Raw genomic sequence first — 16,134 nt, forward strand, 5'->3', positions numbered from 1 at the left:
GCATACACGCGGTCCTCGCCGTTGAAGCCTTGCCTTGAATAAACCCATCAGCAAGTAAGCCCCCGAACTCCAAACCAGCCCGACGCCGGTTGGAACGCGAGTACTTTCGTCGAAAATTCACCAAATTCACCCAAATTCACCTGAGGAACGTGGCCCACCGGGACACCATCGTCTTACAAGCCCAAGATGGGATCCGTGAGCAGGCGATCGAGTGTGCTCCGCCCGAGTGCGCTCATTGTGGGATTCGAGTCGGCGTAGTACCAGACGAGCCCGATCGCTTGTTCGTAGGCCCAGGCGGCGCCCCGCCTCCATTCGAGGTCCCCGAGCGCGAGATTGGTGCGGAGGGTGTCCCGTTGGCTGAAGTCGAGCATGTGCCATGCGGCAACGAGGTCGAGCGCAGGGTCGGCAGGGCCGAAGCCACCGGTGTCGAGGACGCCCGCGAGGCGACCGGACCTAAGGATTACGTTTCCGGGAATGAGGTCTTTGTGGGACATGACATCGTCACCGTGGCGAGGCAGCGATCTGAGCGATGCCCAGGCCCGTCGGAGCCGATCCACCGGCAAGAGTCCTTCGCTTTGTTGCAGGCATTGCGAGATCCACCCATCATGCGCAACCAGCTCCCCTCCGCGACCCTCGCCAGAGAACGAGCGACCCTTTGTGTCCGCCTGACGAAGACTCGCGATGAGCGCTGCGAGGTCCAGGGCGAAGGATGCCGACGACGCGGCCGAGGCTGGGGTCGCAATCTCGCCCTCGATCCAGGTTTGGACAGACCAGGGCAACGGGTATTCTCCGCCAGGCTCACCAATCGCAACTGGCAAAGGGGACGGCACGGTGCTCACTGCGGCGAACTCGCGCATCGCAGCGTGTTCTGCAAGAAGGACTGCGCGGGCTTCGCCAGCGTCCCCGCCTTGCATCGGGAACTTGGCGGCGCACCTTGTTCCCACCCGGTACAGGTAATTAACCGTCCCGGCACTCTCAACGGCGGTGACTTCCGATTCGGCGACCGAAGGAAACAGCCCCCGCACCAGAAGCACAGCTTCAGACCGACCCAGACTGCGCTGATCCTCATGCATCGCCACTCCCCAAGCCTACGCACAGGCTGTGCCCGCCAACCGGCAAGCGTGCCGGGACTCCCCCGGGCCCTCCATCCTGCAAAGCGTCCCTACCCGCACACGGACTCCCGCCCAGTTCAGCAAGGAGTCTTTCTCCCGGCGTGAAACCGACGTAAAGTCCGCGGTAGGCTCCCTCCCGGGCCGGTAAACGAACAGCCGCGTAAACGAACACTTGGAGGGCTTCCCATGTCGCGCATCATGCGGTTCGACCACGTCGGTGTCACCGTTGAAGACCTCGACCACGTGACGGCGTTCTTCGTTGGACTCGGGCTCGAGATCGAGGGCCGGACGTTCGTGGAGGGCGAGTTCATCGACACGGTCATAGCGATCCCGGATTCCCGTACAGAGATCGTCATGTTGCGGACACCTGACGGAGGAACAGGGGTGGAGCTTTCCAGCTTCGTCCGGCCAGACCCGTCGCCGGGATCGCCTGCCGCCATGGCCAACGAACTCGGGCTGCGCAGTTTGTCCTTCGAAGTCGATGATCTCCAGGCGCACGTCGACCGGCTGTCCGCCGAGGGGTATGGGCTGGTCGGTGGCATCGGCCAGTATGAGGGAGCGTGGCGGATGGCCTACGTGCGTGGTCCAGAGGGAATCACCGTGGCCCTCGCCGAGCGGATCAGCTGACGCAGCCACCTCGTAGCGGCATCACCGTTCGCTCGGACGTCAGGCCACAGCGCGCAGTCGCACGGCTACGTACTGCCTGCCCGGCAACTCGATCCTGAACCGGCCGGAGAACGTGCCGGGAAGGGTGTCCACGGTCATGTTCCAGGTATCGATGATGTCAATCTCATATGTCAGGTCCTGCGGTTTGACGAAGCGCCGGTAGGTGGGTTGGTTGAAACCGAAGTAGATGAGTTCGTACTCGTTCTCGATGCCGGCGCTGGGCACGTCCCAGCTTCCTTCGAGGGGCTCGAGTCGTCCGCCCGGGGCCTCATCGAGGATCCGGCGAAGGAAGCCGATGCGCTCGGGACTGGTTCCCTTGAGCTCCCCGCCCTTGGCCCACCAAAGGATGTCATCGGGATCCATGTAGGTTTCGCCGTGGCCGACGTACCCGCCCCGGACCGCCCCCTCCCAGAACCTGCGCGTCATTTCCTCGCCGGTGATGTTTCCCCAACCTTGATCGATGTTTCCTTCGTAGGCGCATTCGTCGATGACGATCGGTTTGCCGTACTGCTCCCGCCATTCGGTGGTCATTTCGGCAGTCTTGTAAATATCGCGCCGTTGGATGCTGCAGTGGGTGACCCAAGGACGGGAGTGGTCGTAGAAGTCCCGGCAGTTGTGGATGGAGAGGAGATGCTGGTTGGGATCGTTCTTGGTGACGATGCCCGCGAAGCGCTCCCAATCATCGGTTGTTTTGTCGAACATGAGGTCGTACTCGTTCGCCAGGGACCACCAGATGTTGCGGCGGGACGCGAGGCGGGCGACCGCGTACTGGACGAACAGATCGTCTGCGTCCGGGCCCATGGCGGAGAAACCCCACCGGTCGTAGGCATGGAAGAGGATCAGGTCCGCTTCGATCCCCAGCTCCTCGAGCTGATCGATGCGACGCTCCAAATGCCGCCAAAACGCCGGGTTGGGTCGCAGGTAGTCGAAGCCGGCTTCAACGGAGCCCTCGTAGGGGTAGATCTCGGGTTCGTTCTCGTTGAACAGGTAGGACTTGGGGAAGACGCACATGCGCATTTTGTTGAATGGCCCGGCCGCGAGGGACTTCAGGGTCTGTTCCTCCAAAGCGTTGCCTTGGTGGGTCCACACGTAAGAGGTCGTTCCGATCGGAACGTAAGGGGCGCCGTCGTCGTACGCGAAATGGAACTGTTCGGCGACCCGGACAACGCCGCGGGACGCAGCCGCACCGGCGTCGAAGGCGCCGCTGATGCCGTTCAGGGAACGGGCGTTGCTAGCTGTGGTGAATGACCAGGTTCCCGATTCGGGAACCAGGAACCGGATGCGGTAGGTGGCGTCGCCATCGTAAAAACCAGGGACGGTGAGCGAGGTGCCGCTGCTGCAGAATTCGGCGCTGAGTTCGACGTCGGTGAACGGGTTGCCGTGGCGGGGGCCGATGAGCTCGATCTCGAAGGCGGCCCATTTGGCGCCCGACGACGGGAAGGTCACCTTGGCGCTGGCCTCCGTGGTGTCCTCGGGCTCGTAGTCGGAACGTGCGCGGGAACGTGTCGGCTTGCTGTTCGCGTGGGCGCCGGGGGCCGGTGTCAGGGCGGTGATGCGTGCGAGGATTTCCTCGCGGCGGGCGACATCGCCCTGCAGCCGTTCCTCGGTTCCCAGGATGAGGCCGAGTGGGTAGTGGTACAGCGTGTGCAGGATCGGGTTGTTTGCGAGCTCGGGGATTTCCGCGGAAATGATCCCGTGGGCGGAGGGGTCGCGCATGACTTCGAACAGCGGCGTCGTGGTGGTGAAGGTTTGCATCGTTTCTCTCTGGGTTGTGGTGGGTCGCTGCAAGGGGGCGCTTAGCCCTTGACTGCGCCGGTGAACATGCCTTGGACGAAGTAGCGCTGGAAGAGCAGGTAGATGATGACCACAGGAAGGATGGACATGAGCGTGAAGGCATTGAGCGGCCCGTACGAGCTGGTGAACTGCGACTGGAAGCTCTGAATGGCCAACGGGACGGTCTGTGAGGCCTTGTTCTGCAGGATCACCAGCGCGATGGCGTATTCGTTCCACGTGGAGACGAAGTCCAGGATGAACAGTGCCGCGAGGGCGGGCTTGGACAGCGGCAGGATGATCTGCAGGAACAATCGGAGGTTTCCGCCGCCGTCGACCCTGACGCTTTCGTCGATTTCCTTCGGTACGGAGGTGAAGAAGCCGTAGAGGATGAAGATCTGGTACGGCAGGCCGAAGCCGATGTAGGGAAGGATCACCCCGAGCGGGTTGTTCAGCAGCCCGAGGTCAAGGATGGTGCGGAACAGCGGGCCGAGTGCCACCTGGATCGGGACCATGGAGCCGAGCGCGAAGGCCGCCAAGAGACCGCGGCTGAACTTGAACTTGATGCGCGAGAGGGCGAAGGCCGCCGCGGCCGAGATGAACAAGCCGATGGGGACTTTGATCACCGCGATCAGGAGGCTGTTTCCGCCGGCCGTGAGCAGGTTGCCGGTGGCGAGTGCTTTGGCGTAGTTTGCCCATTCGGCGCTGCTGGGCAGGGAGAACGAGGACGTGGAGAAGATCTGGTTCTCGGTCTTCAGCGAGGTGAGCACCACGAAGATCAGGGGCATCGCCCACACGAGCATGCAGATGGCCAAGGCGATCCAGAGGCCGACGCGGATGTAGTCGACGTTCCGGCGGGGGCGTGGTGTGTGGTCGACCCTTTGGGTGCGGCGTCTGATGGTCAGGGTGGACATTAGTCTTCGTTTCCTTTGGTCGACCAGATCATGTAGGGGATCACCAGTACCAGGGTGATGAGGAGCAGCACGGTTGCGGTGGCGTTGCCGAGTCCGAAGTCGTGGTTGAGGAAGGACTGGGTGTAGGACCAGAGGGCCAGGACCTGGGACTTCTGGGCTGGCCCGCCGCCGGTCATGCCGACCACCAAGTCGAAGACCTTGATGGAGTTCACGATCGTCAGGACCAGGACGACGACGACGGTCGGCCGGAGTGCCGGAAGGGTCACGTTCCGGAACACTTGCCACGCGTTCGCGCCGTCCAGCTTCGCCGATTCGACGAGTTCCTTCGAAACGCTTTGGAGGCCGGCGAGGAACAGCACCATGTTGAGCCCGGCGACCTGCCAGACGAAGGCCGCGAAAACGGCGTAGATGGCCACCTTGGGGTCGCTGAGGAACGTCACTCCGGAGCCGTCGCCGAGGTGCAGCGTCTTGGAGATGTCCGAGAAGATGCCGTAGTTGGGGTTGTACATCCAGCGCCACATGTTGGCGATGGCGATCGGTGCGAGCACACCGGGGATGTAAAAGACCGAACGGAACACGTTGCGGCCAAAGACCGGGCGGTTGAGTGCCAGCGCCATCATCAGCCCAAGGCTGGTGGGGATGACGAGTGACAACAGAACCCAGATGATGCTGTTTTGCACTGCCGTCCAGAACACCGGGTCTTTGGTGAACAAGCGGACGTAGTTCTGGAAACCGACGAAAACCTGCTGGTCGGTGGTGAAACCGGACCATTTATACAGGCTCAGGCGGACGGCGCTGAACATGGGGCCAATGACGAAGACAACGTAGGCTGCCAGGGCCGGGGCCAGGAAAGGAAGTGCGGCGACAAAGCCGCCTTTGGCGATGCGCTTCAGCAATGGTTTCTTGAGCAATGGTTTCTTGCGTGAAGGCCGCGGATTCAGCCCCGGTGTTTCGGAGAGCCGCGTGGCTGTGAGCTTGGTCAAGGGTTTGCCTTTGGTTCGTGAAAACGGTGTGGAGCGAGGGGGTGCGGCCGCGGCGGGCGGCCGCACCCCGCCGTCGTCGGGCTAGTTGTTCGAGTCCAGGAATTTCTGGAATTCGGCGCCAGCCTGGTTCGGGTCCATGCCCCCGGTTGCCACGAGGTTCTGGATCCGCCAGTACTCAGTGGTGCTCGACTGGGACAGGTTCTGGTCATTGTTCATGTACAGGCCCTTGGCATTCTTGAAGATGCTGTCCCAGGACGTGCTCAAGGCGTTCCCGCCGGACTTGGGTGTGACTGCCTTGTTGACGGACTGGGTGGCAAAGGTGCCCAGAACTTCCTGTTGGACCTTTGTGGAGGTCAGGTAGTCGAGGAACTTGGCCGCGGCGTCCTTGTGCGGGCTGTCCTTCGTAATGTATTCGGCTTCTTCGAATCCGTAGAGGCGTCCGGTGCCCGTGGGGAGCGGGAAGACGCCGAAGTCATCCATGTTGACCTTCTGGTCGCTGATGTTCTTGTTGAACCAGTCGCCTTCGAGGGCCATGGCGGCTTTGCCGTTGTAGAACAGGGCCGAGGATTCGTCGTTGTTGATTCCGATGAAGCCCGGGTTGAGGTAGTCCTTGGACCAGGTTGCGAGGTTGGTGAACGACTTCGTCACGCAGTCTTCCTGGCCCCAGTTCGCCTTCTTAGTGACCAGCTGGTCGAACTTGGCGGAGCCGCAGTAGCCCTCAAGGAAGGTGTCCAGCAACCGCATGACGTGCCAGTTGACGGTTCCGCCGAACTCGATCGGGGTGATCCCGGCAGCCTTGAGCTTGGCGGCCGCGTCGTTGAGCTCATCGATGGTGGTCGGAAGCTTGGTGATGCCCGCCTTGGCGAACAAGGCCTTGTTGTAATAGAGGGCTTCGCCGTTGAGCTTCCATGGCACGCCCTGGTAGCCACCGTACTGGGTGACCGGGTTCAAGGCGGCCCCGGTGAAGCGGTCTTGCCAGTTGTACTGCTTGTAGTATTCCGTGAGGTCCGCGCTGGCGTTGGCCTTCACCAGCTCCCCACCGAGGCCCGGGCCCGCCCAATAGTTGTAGATGTCAGGGGCGGCGGAGGTGCCTATGGCTGTACGCAGGGCGTCCTTGTGGGCGTCGACCGCCCGTGACGTCCGCTCGATCTTGATGTCGGGGTTGGTTGCCTCGAAGTCGGTGATGATCTTGTCGATCTGTGCGTCGGCACTGGGGGAACTTTGGTTGATGGTCCACCACGTGACGGTGGTCTTTCCGGAATCGTTCGAAGTGGTTGACGCACTGGCACCACAGCCGGCAAGCAGCGCGACGGCGGCCAATGCTGCTACGCCTTTGGCTAGCAAACGCATCTTCGCGTCCTTTCGTAGTTTGAGTTGAGGGTGCTCTGTCACGGGTACCTCGGCCAAAGCGCCTTGTTGAGGAACGCTGCCGGGTGTGACCTAGCCCATAACGAGTATGTGGGTTATCGATAACCCACGTCAACCGGTTGACCAATTATTTTGAAGTTGACCCGGCGTAGGCGAACGTAAACTTACAAACAAGGTGTCGGTGACGGACTGCGTGAAAGAAGTAGGCATTTGGCGAAAGCAAAGACGGCGGCACGGCCCAGCATGGCGGACGTCGGAAGGCTGGCCAACGTCTCGACCCAGACGGTGTCGCGCTACTTCACCGGTGTCGGTTACGTGCGGGCCGAGACCCGCGAGCGCATTGCCGCGGCCATCGAAGAACTGGGGTACGTGCCCAATCAATCCGCCCGCACTCTTCGCACGAGCAGGACGAACTCTGTAGGCGTCTTGGCCATGGGCGCCCTCAACTATGGGAGCGCAAGCGTGCTCACCGGCTTGGGACTTGCGGCCCGCGAGGCCGATGTCACGCTCACAATCGCCCAGCTTGATCTCGACTTCGAAGCAAAGAACTGGGAAGCCGAGGCGCGGCAAGCGCTCGCCCACTTCAAGTCGGTGCAAGTTGACGGAATTGTGTTGTCGACACCGGTGCCCGGTATCGACAGGCTGCTCACGGATTGGGACCAATCAACGCCTTTGATCACGGTTTCCGAGCTTCCGCTGACGGAGGAAGGCTCGGCAGGTGCCCACTCGCACGCGGCGGGTTGGGAAGCCACCCATCACCTCATCGCATTGGGGCATCGCGACATCCTGCATGTCGCCGGCCCTTCGACCCGCAATGAAGCACGCGAGCGTGAGCGCGGCTATCGCGATGCCATGCAGAGCGCGCGCCTTAGCCCCCAAGTGCTCGATGTTGCGGACGACTGGTCCTCGATTTCCGGATTTCGAGCGGGCGAACTCGCGGTTCCGGCCACGTTTACGGCTGTCTTCGCGAGCAACGACGAGATCGCGCTCGGCTTCATGAGCGCCATGGAAAAGCGCGGCAGACGGGCACCCCAGGACTTCTCAATCGTGGGGGTTGACGACATGCCTGCAGCCGCCTACTTCTCACCGCCCCTCACCACCATGCGCCTTGACTTCCGGGCGTTGGGCATCGCGACCTTCAAAATGCTCCACCATCAAATCCTCACGGGCGAACCCGCCCAGCACTTCGTGGTCGAGCCAGAACTGGTGATCCGCGAGTCGACGTCACGCATCACGCGACATTGAAATCCTGGACGGCCGCCGCGGCTTCGCCAAGTTCGAAGGCGTCAAGCTCTCGTCGCCAAGCATGTCAGCCGAGCCCCTTCAACACGGCCGACACCCGGAATACCATGAGTGGAAGGCGCACACCCCGGCTCGGGCACCGCATCAGGGAAATCCGCCAACAACACCGCCAGGAATCAGGTCAAGACAGTGGATGAAACGACCGCAAACGAGAATGTAGTCAACCGGCTGATCGGTTGTATCAACGACCGTCAAATTGAGATCATGGACGAGCTGTTCCACGACGATGCGGTCATGCACTGGCCGCAGTCCGGAGAGATCGTACGCGGCGCCGGGAACCGGAGGGGAATCTACAAAGCCTTCCCGCAATTGCCGACCATCACGCCGCGCCGAATGCTCAGCGCCGGGGACCTGGTAATCGCCGAGGCGTCGTTGGATTATGGTGGCCCACAGTATGAAACAGTTTTCATCTTTGAATTCCGGGCAGGCAAGATCGCCAAGGAAACCGCCTACTGGAGTGAGGCCTTCGAAGCGCCCGCGTGGCGCGCGCAGTGGGTTGAAAAAATCTAGCAATCTCAACGCGACGGAGGCGAAGCGATGACCCGCACCGCATCGCACAGGGGTGCCTTAGCGCCGGATCTGCTCTAATTTTCGTGAGGGGCATTGGACGAGGAGCACGGTGAGTCGAGAGCAACAAGCATCCTCTACTTCCACGGTGGCTCGTTCTCGCTAGGATCCCCTCAGCCCGCGTTGGGCCTGACGGCGAGCCTGGTCACGCGGACAGGCATGCGCGCCATCTCCTTGGACTACCGTCTCGCGCCCGAGCATCCGTTCCCGGCGCAGTTGTCGCGTTTTCTCCCGGCCTGGACCACACCCGCTCAGGCCGCAGCATGGAAACCAAGACCGGGATCGACCCGTTTTTCACCAAGGAAGGAATGGCGCATACCGGGGACTTCTACCTGGATGGACAAGACCCGCACCAGAAACTTCTCGCGCCCGCGGCCCTCGCTGACATGACAGGTTTCCCGCCACTACTACTCCAGGTCGGCACCAACGAACTACTCTTGGATGACTCGGTCCGGTTGGCCGAACGAGCCCGCCACGCCGAAGTAGACGTCATCCTCGATGTCACAGCAGGCGTCCCACACGTGTTCCAATCATTCAAATTGGCTTGTAATGCTCCCCGCACTCAATATTGCCTTCCGATGATCAAGTCTCTCGTTGTCCGCACCCAGGCGACGGGCAGACAAGCCATTGTTTGGGCGCAGGTCGACTGAAAGGCCACCTATCGCCGTGTCACCCCGCAGATCCTCAGTTGGGGGTAAGGTCATACCTATGACGATTGATCCGATGGCAGTGACCCGCCTCATCCCCCAGCGGCTTCCGGCCGGACGCCTTGGGGTCGCGGTCGTGGCCGAGCTGGTGGATTTGATCGTGACTGGTCAGCTCAAGGAGGATGATCTGCTCCCGCCTGAGGGGCCTCTCAGCGAGCACTTCGGCGTGAGCCGTACGGTGTTGCGCGAGTCGGTGAAACGACTTGAGGAGAAAGGGCTGGTCATCGTCGCGCAGGGCCGGGGCACGCAGGTCCGGGCGCCCGGGTATTGGAACATGCTCGACCCGGTTGTACTCTCGGCGTTGATAGACAACGATGAGACCCTTGGCGTGCTGGATGAACTTACGGTGGTGCGAGCGAGCCTCGAGTCGGCAATGGCCCGCGCGGTGGCCGGAGAGAGGACAGCCGAGGAACTGCGTCGGCTGGAGAATGCGCTGACGGCCATGCGGGAGAGCGAGTCCGAGACGGATTCCTTCCGCCAGGCCGACGTGGTTTTTCACTTCGCGGTCATGGAGATCTCCGGCAACAGGCTGGCTGAAAACATCGCAAAGCATCTTTATAAGAGAGCCGTCGAGTCGAGTCGGTATCAGGGGATCAACACGCCGGACGCTGTTGCGCGGACGCTGGAGGAGCACGCGGCAATCCTAGACGCCATCGAGCGCAAGGACGTCGTCGCGGCCGAGAAGGCGATGAACGACCACATCCACATCGCGTGGGAGCGCCGCCGGCTTCCCGATCATGCTCCCCGGGCCCGAGGCGTCGCTGCGTCTCAGAAGGCCAAATAGGACTTCTGCGGCGTCCGGCTGTCGCTAAGGCTTACCGCAGGCGAAGTCCCGCCATGCCTCCGTCGACGGCCAGAAGGGTTCCCGTGGTCGAAGCCGAAAGTGGGGATGCCAGGTAGGCGATTGAGTGCGCGACTTCGGCCGCGCTGACAAGCCTTCCCATGGGTTGCCGTTCCCGCAGTGCCGCGGCAGCGGCGTCGGGGTTATCGGCACTGTCCAGTAGGCGGCCGACCCAGGGCGTGTCTGCCGTTCCGGGGGTTACCGCATTAACCCGGATTGCCTCTGACACGTGGTCCGCGGCCATGGAAAGAGTCATGGCCGCCACGGCACCCTTGCTGGCTGCGTAGAGCACGCGGTTGGGGACTCCCACTGATGCGACCACGGAGCACGTGTTGACGATGGACGCGTGCGAGGATGCCCGGAGATGGGGAAGTGCCGCCCGGGTGACACGGGCAATTCCCACCACGTTGACATCCAAAACCCGGTGCCACTCTTCGTCGGCATTGGCGCTGACGTCACCAACCGCACCGATGCCGGCATTGTTGATGAGAATATCGATGCCACCAAATTGCTCGGCAATAGTGGCAACAGCAGCTCTGACCTGTTCGTCATCGGTGATGTCGCACCTGACGCCGAGCTGGCCGTCCGGGACGGACTCGACGTCGCGATCCAGAATCGCGACGGTGGCTCCGCGCTCGACCAGAAGGTCTGCTGTGGCGGCCCCGATGCCGCTTGCTCCTCCTGTGATGATGGCGACTAAGTTCTTGAAGTCGTTCATGTTGCTTCCTATTTTTGTCCGATGACGGTCTGGCGTTGGCTGCCGAGACCGGTAATGCCAAGTTCCATGACGTCCCCGGCTTGTAGCCAGATGGGAGGGTTGAAGCCGAGCCCGACTCCGGGAGGTGTCCCGGTGTTGATCAGGTCTCCTGGCTCAAGGACGAGGAATTGGCTGAGGTAGTGAACGATGAAGTACGGGTCGAAGATCATTGTGGACGTGGATCCTTTTTGGCGGCGGATTCCGTTGACGTCCAGCCACATGTCCAGGTTGAGGACGTTGTGTATTTCATCCGGGGTCACGAGCCATGGGCCCGTCGGGTTGAAGGTCTCTGCAGATTTTCCCTTGGACCACTGTCCTCCACGCTCGATCTGGAAGGCGCGTTCGCTGACATCGTTGACGACAGCGAAGCCGGCGATCGAATCGCTGGCCTCCTCGACCGTGTCGAGGTAGCTTGTCCGCTTTCCGATGACAATACCCAGCTCAACCTCCCAATCCGTCTTCGTTGATCCGCGGGGGATTCGAACGTCGTCATTGGGGCCAATCAGGGTGTTTGGCGACTTCATGAACAGGATGGGTTCGTCGGGTACGGGTTGACCGGTCTCGGCTGCGTGGTCGCTGTAATTGAGCCCGATGCACAGGATTTGATGCGGGCGTGCTATCGGTGCCCCGATCCTTTCTCCCCTGAATTCGCTCACCTCTCCGGCCGCGATCCGTGCCGCGGCGATGTCCTTGACTTCCTCCAGTCTGCCGCTGGCAAAGAAGTCTTCGTTGAAATCGGACACTACGTCCGAGAGGTCAACGTAGGTGTCGTCATCGACTCGAGCGACGGGCTTTTCACAGCCGGGCGCTCCGATGCGCATGAGATACATGGACGGTCTCCTGATGAAATGGGTGGTTCGGTAAGTAGGAGATGGGTTTTCCAGCGGGCATCTACCGTGCCGCGGGTTGCCCATCAGGGTTTTGCTGCAAATAGACCTCGACGGCGGTCGTCCCGAACAGCCGGTCGTAGGCGTCCTCGCTTGCTCCTTTTAGCAGGGTCTCAAGAGCCGTCTTCCAGATGCCGGCGCCTCCGCCGAGTTCGGCCAACGGCCAGTCGGTACCGTACATCAGCCGTTCGGGACCGAACACCTCCAGCGCGGTCTCGACGACGGGGCGAAGGTCGCTTGACGTCCAACTCCCCGGTACGAGACCGGAGGTGAGCCCCGAGACTTTCGCCACGACGTTGGGAAGACCGGCGAGATCACGGAAGCCCGATTCCCAGGCAGTCGCGTCCGTATCCGGCGGGGGTGGGCCGCCGAGGTGGTCGAGGACGAGCCGCAGCCCTTGATGACGGGACGCCACATGGGCTGCTTGCGAAAGCTGCCAGTGGCGAAGGACGAGGTCGAAGCACAGGCCGGCTTGTTCCAGCGCGTTCAGGCCTCGTGCAACGTCCTCCCGAAGCAGCCATGCGGGGTCGGGGTCGATGTGGGCGAGGTGACGAACACCGACGATAGGAACGGACGCGGTGGCGAGGATCCTCTCGAGCTGCGGGCCGACGTCCTGGGTGAGGTCCACCCAGGCGACCAGCCCGGCAACCACGGTCGGATCCGACTGTGCAAGCCGGATGCTTTCGTCGACGCTGTTGCTCGCCTGGACAACGATCGCCTTATCCATTCCGGTCTCGGCGAGCATCGTCGCCAGCTCCCCGGTGCCGAAATCCTGGTCGATCGGCGCCATCGTCTCCGGGTCGATCCAGTCCTGCGGGTCGAGGGCCCGGTTCCACAGGTGCACGTGCGCGTCGAGACGGGAGGTCATTCGAGGTGCCATACTTCGTCGATGGGCTGCCAGAGTGACCCGGGGTTCCGTTCCTCCGCGATTCTTACCTGGCACGGGTCGGTGTGCGTCCACCATTCCTGGGAGACGGGGTCAGCGGCGATCCGTTGCATGTCGGCCTCGTGGTCCTCGCCGATGTATTCGTAGTACGCGAACAGGACGTCGCCGAAGACGAAGATGCTGTAGTTGCGCACGTTGCATTCGAGCAGTTTCTGCTCGACCCCGGGCCACACCGAGCCGTGCAGCACCAGGTACTCCTCCCGCTTGTCTGGCCGGACACCGACCACGAAGGCGTGACGTTCGGGTGTCCGGGTCACAGGGCCGGCCTCACGGAAACAGCGGGGACATCGATGATGTCCGGCTCAGCAACGAGCCTGAGCGCAGCACGTTCGGGTCGGATGTGCGGCCCGGTTCGCGCGAGGAGTGCCGGGGCGGAGCCGGCGGGTGACATTTGTGACTCGTCCACGATGATGCCGAGTCCGGGGCGGTCGCCGAGGATGATGCCTCCGTCGTCGAAGTACTGGTCGACGTCCAGGCCGACGGGGAAGTGGAGATCCTGCACTTCGAAGGTCAGGAGGTTCGGGACGGCGGCGGCAGCATGCGCTACCGGGTTGGCGTTGAATGCGACAGGACTAACCGGCAGGTCCCGGCTGTGGGCCAGTGTTGCTACGCGGAGGAAGTGGGTGATCCCCCACACGTTTCCGACCTGCACAATGTCTACCGCGTTGGCGTCGAGGAGCGGCCGGTATTGTTCCAGCCCGGTCAGGTTCTCGCCGGTGGCGATCGCGGTGCGCACCTTGCCGCGCAGGGAGGCCATGCCGGCCGCGTCCCAGCGACGCAGCGGTTCCTCGATCCAGGTCAGGTCCATGCGTTCCTCGATGGCGGCAATGTTTCGTGCCGCCTGCGCCAGGTTCCACGATTCGTTCACGTCCAGCATGATTGCGGGCCTGCGGGCGTTGCGGCTGAAGATGTCGCGGGCGATTTCCAATCGCGGTATGTCACGGTCGAGGTCGCGGCCGCCTTTGAGCTTCGCCGCTTTGAACCCACGATCAGCGAACTGTTCGAAGAGATCGGCGAGTTCGGGGCCGCTGAGGCCGTATTCAAGGCCGGAGGCGTATCCGGGTACGAACCGCTCGCGTCCACCGAGCGTGCGCCATAGCGGTTCGCCGGCCGCTTTTGCTTTGATGTCCCAGAGGGCCATATCGACGGCCCCGATGGTGCCGAAGGTGGCCCCTGAGTGGCCGGCCTTGAAGACCCAGTCGAGCATCCGGTCGTAGAGGGCGACGACCGATCTGGGATCCTCGCCCTCGATGGCGGGGAATACCCGCGCGACGTCGGTGTGCGCGCCCAGGCCCACACCCTCGATGCCGCTGTCTGTCTCGATGATGAGCACGGGGACGGGGGTCGTGTTGCCCGTCTGTACACCGTTGACGTCGCCGGTGATGCGTCCCCAGTCGTGCACTGTGTGCAAACTGCGGTATCCGGTGATTTTCATTCGTTGTTCTCCTTGAGTGCGGGGGCGCTCATTCCTTGGTTCCTCCGGCGGTCATTCCCGAGACCAGGAATCGCTGGGAGAAAAGGAAGACGATGAGCACTGGGAGGATCGACACGATCGTCCCGAGGGCCAGGGTTGGTAGCTGGATGGAGTCGGATCCGGCCGAGCTGGGGTTGAAGGCCGGGGTGGCCGCCAGCAATGAGGTGAGGCCGACCTGGATGGGGTACCCGTCGCTGGAGGGCAGCATGATGAAGGGCAGGAAGAAGTTGTTCCAGTTCTGCACGAAGCTGAAGAACGCGACGAGGGCGACGACCGGCACGGCCAGCGGCAGGGCAATGCGGGTGAAGACCTGGAGTTCGGTGCAGCCGTCGATCCGGGCGGCGGCCAGCAGGTCGCGGGGGATGCTCGTTGAGAAGTAGATGTAGGTCAGATACACCCCGAACGGGAAGAAGGACATCGGGAGGATCACCGAGAGCGGGGTGCCGATCAGACCGACGGTGTTCAGCTCCAGGAATATCGGCAGCACGAGGGCGGTGCCCGGGATGAGCATTACGACCAGGGTCAGGATGAGCAGCGGGTTCCGCAGCTTGAACTCGGTCAGGGCGAGGGCGTACCCGGCCGGGATGCTCACGAAAAGCGTGATCACCAGCGCGCCGACCGAGTACAGCGCCGAGTTTCCGATCCACCCCGTGACCGCCCCGCCCTGGAAACCGAACAGCTGATTCCAGTTGGCCGCGAAGTCCGCCCACGAACCGGGCGAGAACGGGTTGCTCACGATGAGGCCGTGCGAGGACTTGGTGACGGCGAACAGAAGCCAGACGATCGGGATGAGGAAGAACAGGACAAAGACGATGAGGACGATTCCGGCGAGGGAACGCCCGCCCCATCCGCGCAGGCCCGCTTGGTTGCGGCGTTCGCTTGTGAGTGATGTCATGGGTCATTCCCTTTCGAACAGGCCGCCGCGGGTCACGAACACCCAGGACAGCAGCAGCGCGACCACCAGCAGGATGAGCGAAATCGCGGCCGCGCCGTTGAAGTCGTTTTGCTGGAAGGCGTACTGGTAGGCGAGCTGGTTGAGCGAGTAGTCGTTAGGGACGACGGCGTTGCTCGCTTGGCTGAGGAGCTGCGGTTCTACAAACAGTTGGGTGCCTGCCGCCAGCGACATGACTCCCATATACGCGACCCACTTGCGAAGCATCGGGAGCTGGATGCGCAGCGCGATTTGAACGGTGTTCGCCCCGTCGATACGGGCTGCCTCGATCACGTCCGTGCTGATGTTGTTCAGCGCGCCGTACATGATCACTATCCATCCCCCCGCCCCGGTCCAGAACGCGATGATCGCGAAGACCGCCGGCAGGTTGCCAGGTTGGATAACCTGGACGAAGCTATTGAACCCCATCAGCCGGAGCAGGCCGCTCACCGGGCTGGCTGTCGGGTCGAGGACGAACAACCACAGCAGCACGCTCGACGCGCCGGCCAGGGCGCCCGGCAGGTAGTAGAGGAAGCGCAGTGTTGTGCTCGCCCAGCGGACCCGCACGGCGTGGACGATCAGTGCGAGGGCCACAACGAAGATGACAAGGCCGGTCAGCCAGATGACGAGGTAGAGCGTCACATGAAGGACGGCCGGCCAGAATCGGAAGTCACCTATGACCTTGACGAAGTTGTCGACGCCGGCGAAACCGCCGGCAGGGTTGGTGAATGCGAGAAGCACGGCATAAAGGGACGGAACGATTCCGAAAGCAAGAGCGAGCAGGGCGTAGAGCGATACGAAGACATAGCCGATGGGCAGGCGTCCCGATGCACGTCCACTGCCCCGGGCTGGCCGCCCGCGCCGGGAGGCGGTGGCGGCCAGCTGGTCGCTCGGAGGAGCGAGGGTCAT

At 62.5% G+C, this 16,134-nt stretch carries 17 protein-coding genes and 1 pseudogene; 6 read left to right on the forward strand and 12 right to left on the reverse strand.

Annotated elements, in window-relative coordinates:
• Positions 1-173 precede the first annotated feature (173 nt).
• Positions 174-1,073 (reverse strand): phosphotransferase, encoded by a 900-nt coding sequence (locus NFJ07_RS05285; RefSeq protein ID WP_269993098.1) that lies wholly within the window; start codon positions 1,071-1,073, stop codon positions 174-176.
• Between the two features lie 225 nt (positions 1,074-1,298).
• Here NFJ07_RS05285 and NFJ07_RS05290 point away from each other — a divergent pair, with 225 nt between their 5' ends.
• Positions 1,299-1,739 carry a VOC family protein gene (locus NFJ07_RS05290; protein ID WP_269992998.1) on the forward strand — a complete coding sequence of 147 codons (441 nt, stop codon included), beginning with the start codon at positions 1,299-1,301 and terminating at the stop codon, positions 1,737-1,739.
• Between the two features lie 39 nt (positions 1,740-1,778).
• Here the strand turns inward: NFJ07_RS05290 and NFJ07_RS05295 are convergent, their stop codons facing one another.
• The 4 genes from NFJ07_RS05295 to NFJ07_RS05310 all read right to left on the reverse strand — a co-directional run bounded on the left by NFJ07_RS05295 (position 1,779) and on the right by NFJ07_RS05310 (position 6,795).
• Entirely contained in the window at positions 1,779-3,533 is a 1,755-nt protein-coding gene (locus tag NFJ07_RS05295) for a DUF5605 domain-containing protein (protein WP_269992999.1), read from the reverse strand.
• Between the two features lie 41 nt (positions 3,534-3,574).
• Positions 3,575-4,462, reverse strand: a complete 888-nt coding sequence (locus NFJ07_RS05300) for a carbohydrate ABC transporter permease (RefSeq protein WP_269993000.1) — start codon at positions 4,460-4,462, stop codon at positions 3,575-3,577.
• Positions 4,462-5,445, reverse strand: a complete 984-nt coding sequence (locus NFJ07_RS05305; RefSeq protein WP_269993001.1) for a carbohydrate ABC transporter permease — start codon at positions 5,443-5,445, stop codon at positions 4,462-4,464. The genes NFJ07_RS05300 and NFJ07_RS05305 overlap by 1 nt, the downstream gene beginning before the upstream one ends.
• Positions 5,446-5,526: 81 nt before the next feature.
• Positions 5,527-6,795 (reverse strand): ABC transporter substrate-binding protein, encoded by a 1,269-nt coding sequence (locus NFJ07_RS05310; RefSeq protein WP_269993003.1) that lies wholly within the window; start codon positions 6,793-6,795, stop codon positions 5,527-5,529.
• Positions 6,796-7,023: 228 nt separating this feature from the next.
• Here NFJ07_RS05310 and NFJ07_RS05315 point away from each other — a divergent pair, with 228 nt between their 5' ends.
• The 5 genes and pseudogenes from NFJ07_RS05315 (at position 7,024) to NFJ07_RS05335 (ending at position 10,173) form a co-directional block, all read left to right on the forward strand.
• Positions 7,024-8,058: a LacI family DNA-binding transcriptional regulator gene (locus NFJ07_RS05315; protein ID WP_269993004.1), complete on the forward strand. Its 1,035-nt coding sequence runs from the start codon at positions 7,024-7,026 to the stop codon at positions 8,056-8,058.
• A 108-nt stretch (positions 8,059-8,166) separates the two neighbouring features.
• Positions 8,167-8,625: a nuclear transport factor 2 family protein gene (locus NFJ07_RS05320; RefSeq protein ID WP_269993005.1), complete on the forward strand. Its 459-nt coding sequence runs from the start codon at positions 8,167-8,169 to the stop codon at positions 8,623-8,625.
• 93 nt (positions 8,626-8,718) lie between these two features.
• Positions 8,719-8,870, forward strand: a pseudogene (locus NFJ07_RS05325) (alpha/beta hydrolase fold domain-containing protein); the annotation flags it as partial.
• 48 nt (positions 8,871-8,918) lie between these two features.
• Positions 8,919-9,332, forward strand: a complete 414-nt coding sequence (locus NFJ07_RS05330; RefSeq protein ID WP_269993100.1) for an alpha/beta hydrolase fold domain-containing protein — start codon at positions 8,919-8,921, stop codon at positions 9,330-9,332.
• 58 nt (positions 9,333-9,390) lie between these two features.
• Positions 9,391-10,173, forward strand: coding sequence for a FadR/GntR family transcriptional regulator (locus tag NFJ07_RS05335; RefSeq protein ID WP_269993006.1), 783 nt, complete (start codon positions 9,391-9,393; stop codon positions 10,171-10,173).
• Positions 10,174-10,204: 31 nt separating this feature from the next.
• Here NFJ07_RS05335 and NFJ07_RS05340 read toward each other — a convergent pair whose 3' ends face one another.
• From NFJ07_RS05340 to NFJ07_RS05370, 7 genes are all read right to left on the reverse strand, one after another.
• The gene (locus NFJ07_RS05340) at positions 10,205-10,948 is read right to left on the reverse strand and encodes an SDR family NAD(P)-dependent oxidoreductase (protein WP_269993008.1); all 744 of its coding nucleotides are present in this window, start codon (positions 10,946-10,948) and stop codon (positions 10,205-10,207) included.
• 8 nt (positions 10,949-10,956) lie between these two features.
• A complete protein-coding gene (locus NFJ07_RS05345; protein WP_269993009.1) occupies positions 10,957-11,817 on the reverse strand; it encodes a fumarylacetoacetate hydrolase family protein in 861 nt (286 codons plus the stop codon).
• Between the two features lie 61 nt (positions 11,818-11,878).
• Positions 11,879-12,742: an amidohydrolase family protein gene (locus tag NFJ07_RS05350; protein WP_269993010.1), complete on the reverse strand. Its 864-nt coding sequence runs from the start codon at positions 12,740-12,742 to the stop codon at positions 11,879-11,881.
• The gene (locus NFJ07_RS05355) at positions 12,739-13,077 is read right to left on the reverse strand and encodes an L-rhamnose mutarotase (protein ID WP_269993011.1); all 339 of its coding nucleotides are present in this window, start codon (positions 13,075-13,077) and stop codon (positions 12,739-12,741) included. Before NFJ07_RS05355 ends, NFJ07_RS05350 begins: the two co-directional genes overlap by 4 nt.
• Entirely contained in the window at positions 13,074-14,255 is a 1,182-nt protein-coding gene (locus NFJ07_RS05360) for a mandelate racemase/muconate lactonizing enzyme family protein (protein WP_269993012.1), read from the reverse strand. The genes NFJ07_RS05355 and NFJ07_RS05360 overlap by 4 nt, the downstream gene beginning before the upstream one ends.
• 28 nt (positions 14,256-14,283) lie before the next feature.
• Positions 14,284-15,189, reverse strand: coding sequence for a carbohydrate ABC transporter permease (locus tag NFJ07_RS05365; RefSeq protein ID WP_269993014.1), 906 nt, complete (start codon positions 15,187-15,189; stop codon positions 14,284-14,286).
• Between the two features lie 3 nt (positions 15,190-15,192).
• Entirely contained in the window at positions 15,193-16,134 is a 942-nt protein-coding gene (locus tag NFJ07_RS05370; protein ID WP_269993015.1) for a carbohydrate ABC transporter permease, read from the reverse strand.

The organism is Arthrobacter sp. B2a2-09 (genome assembly GCF_027587375.1).
In the GTDB taxonomy this organism is placed as follows: Bacteria; Actinomycetota; Actinomycetes; order Actinomycetales; family Micrococcaceae; genus Arthrobacter.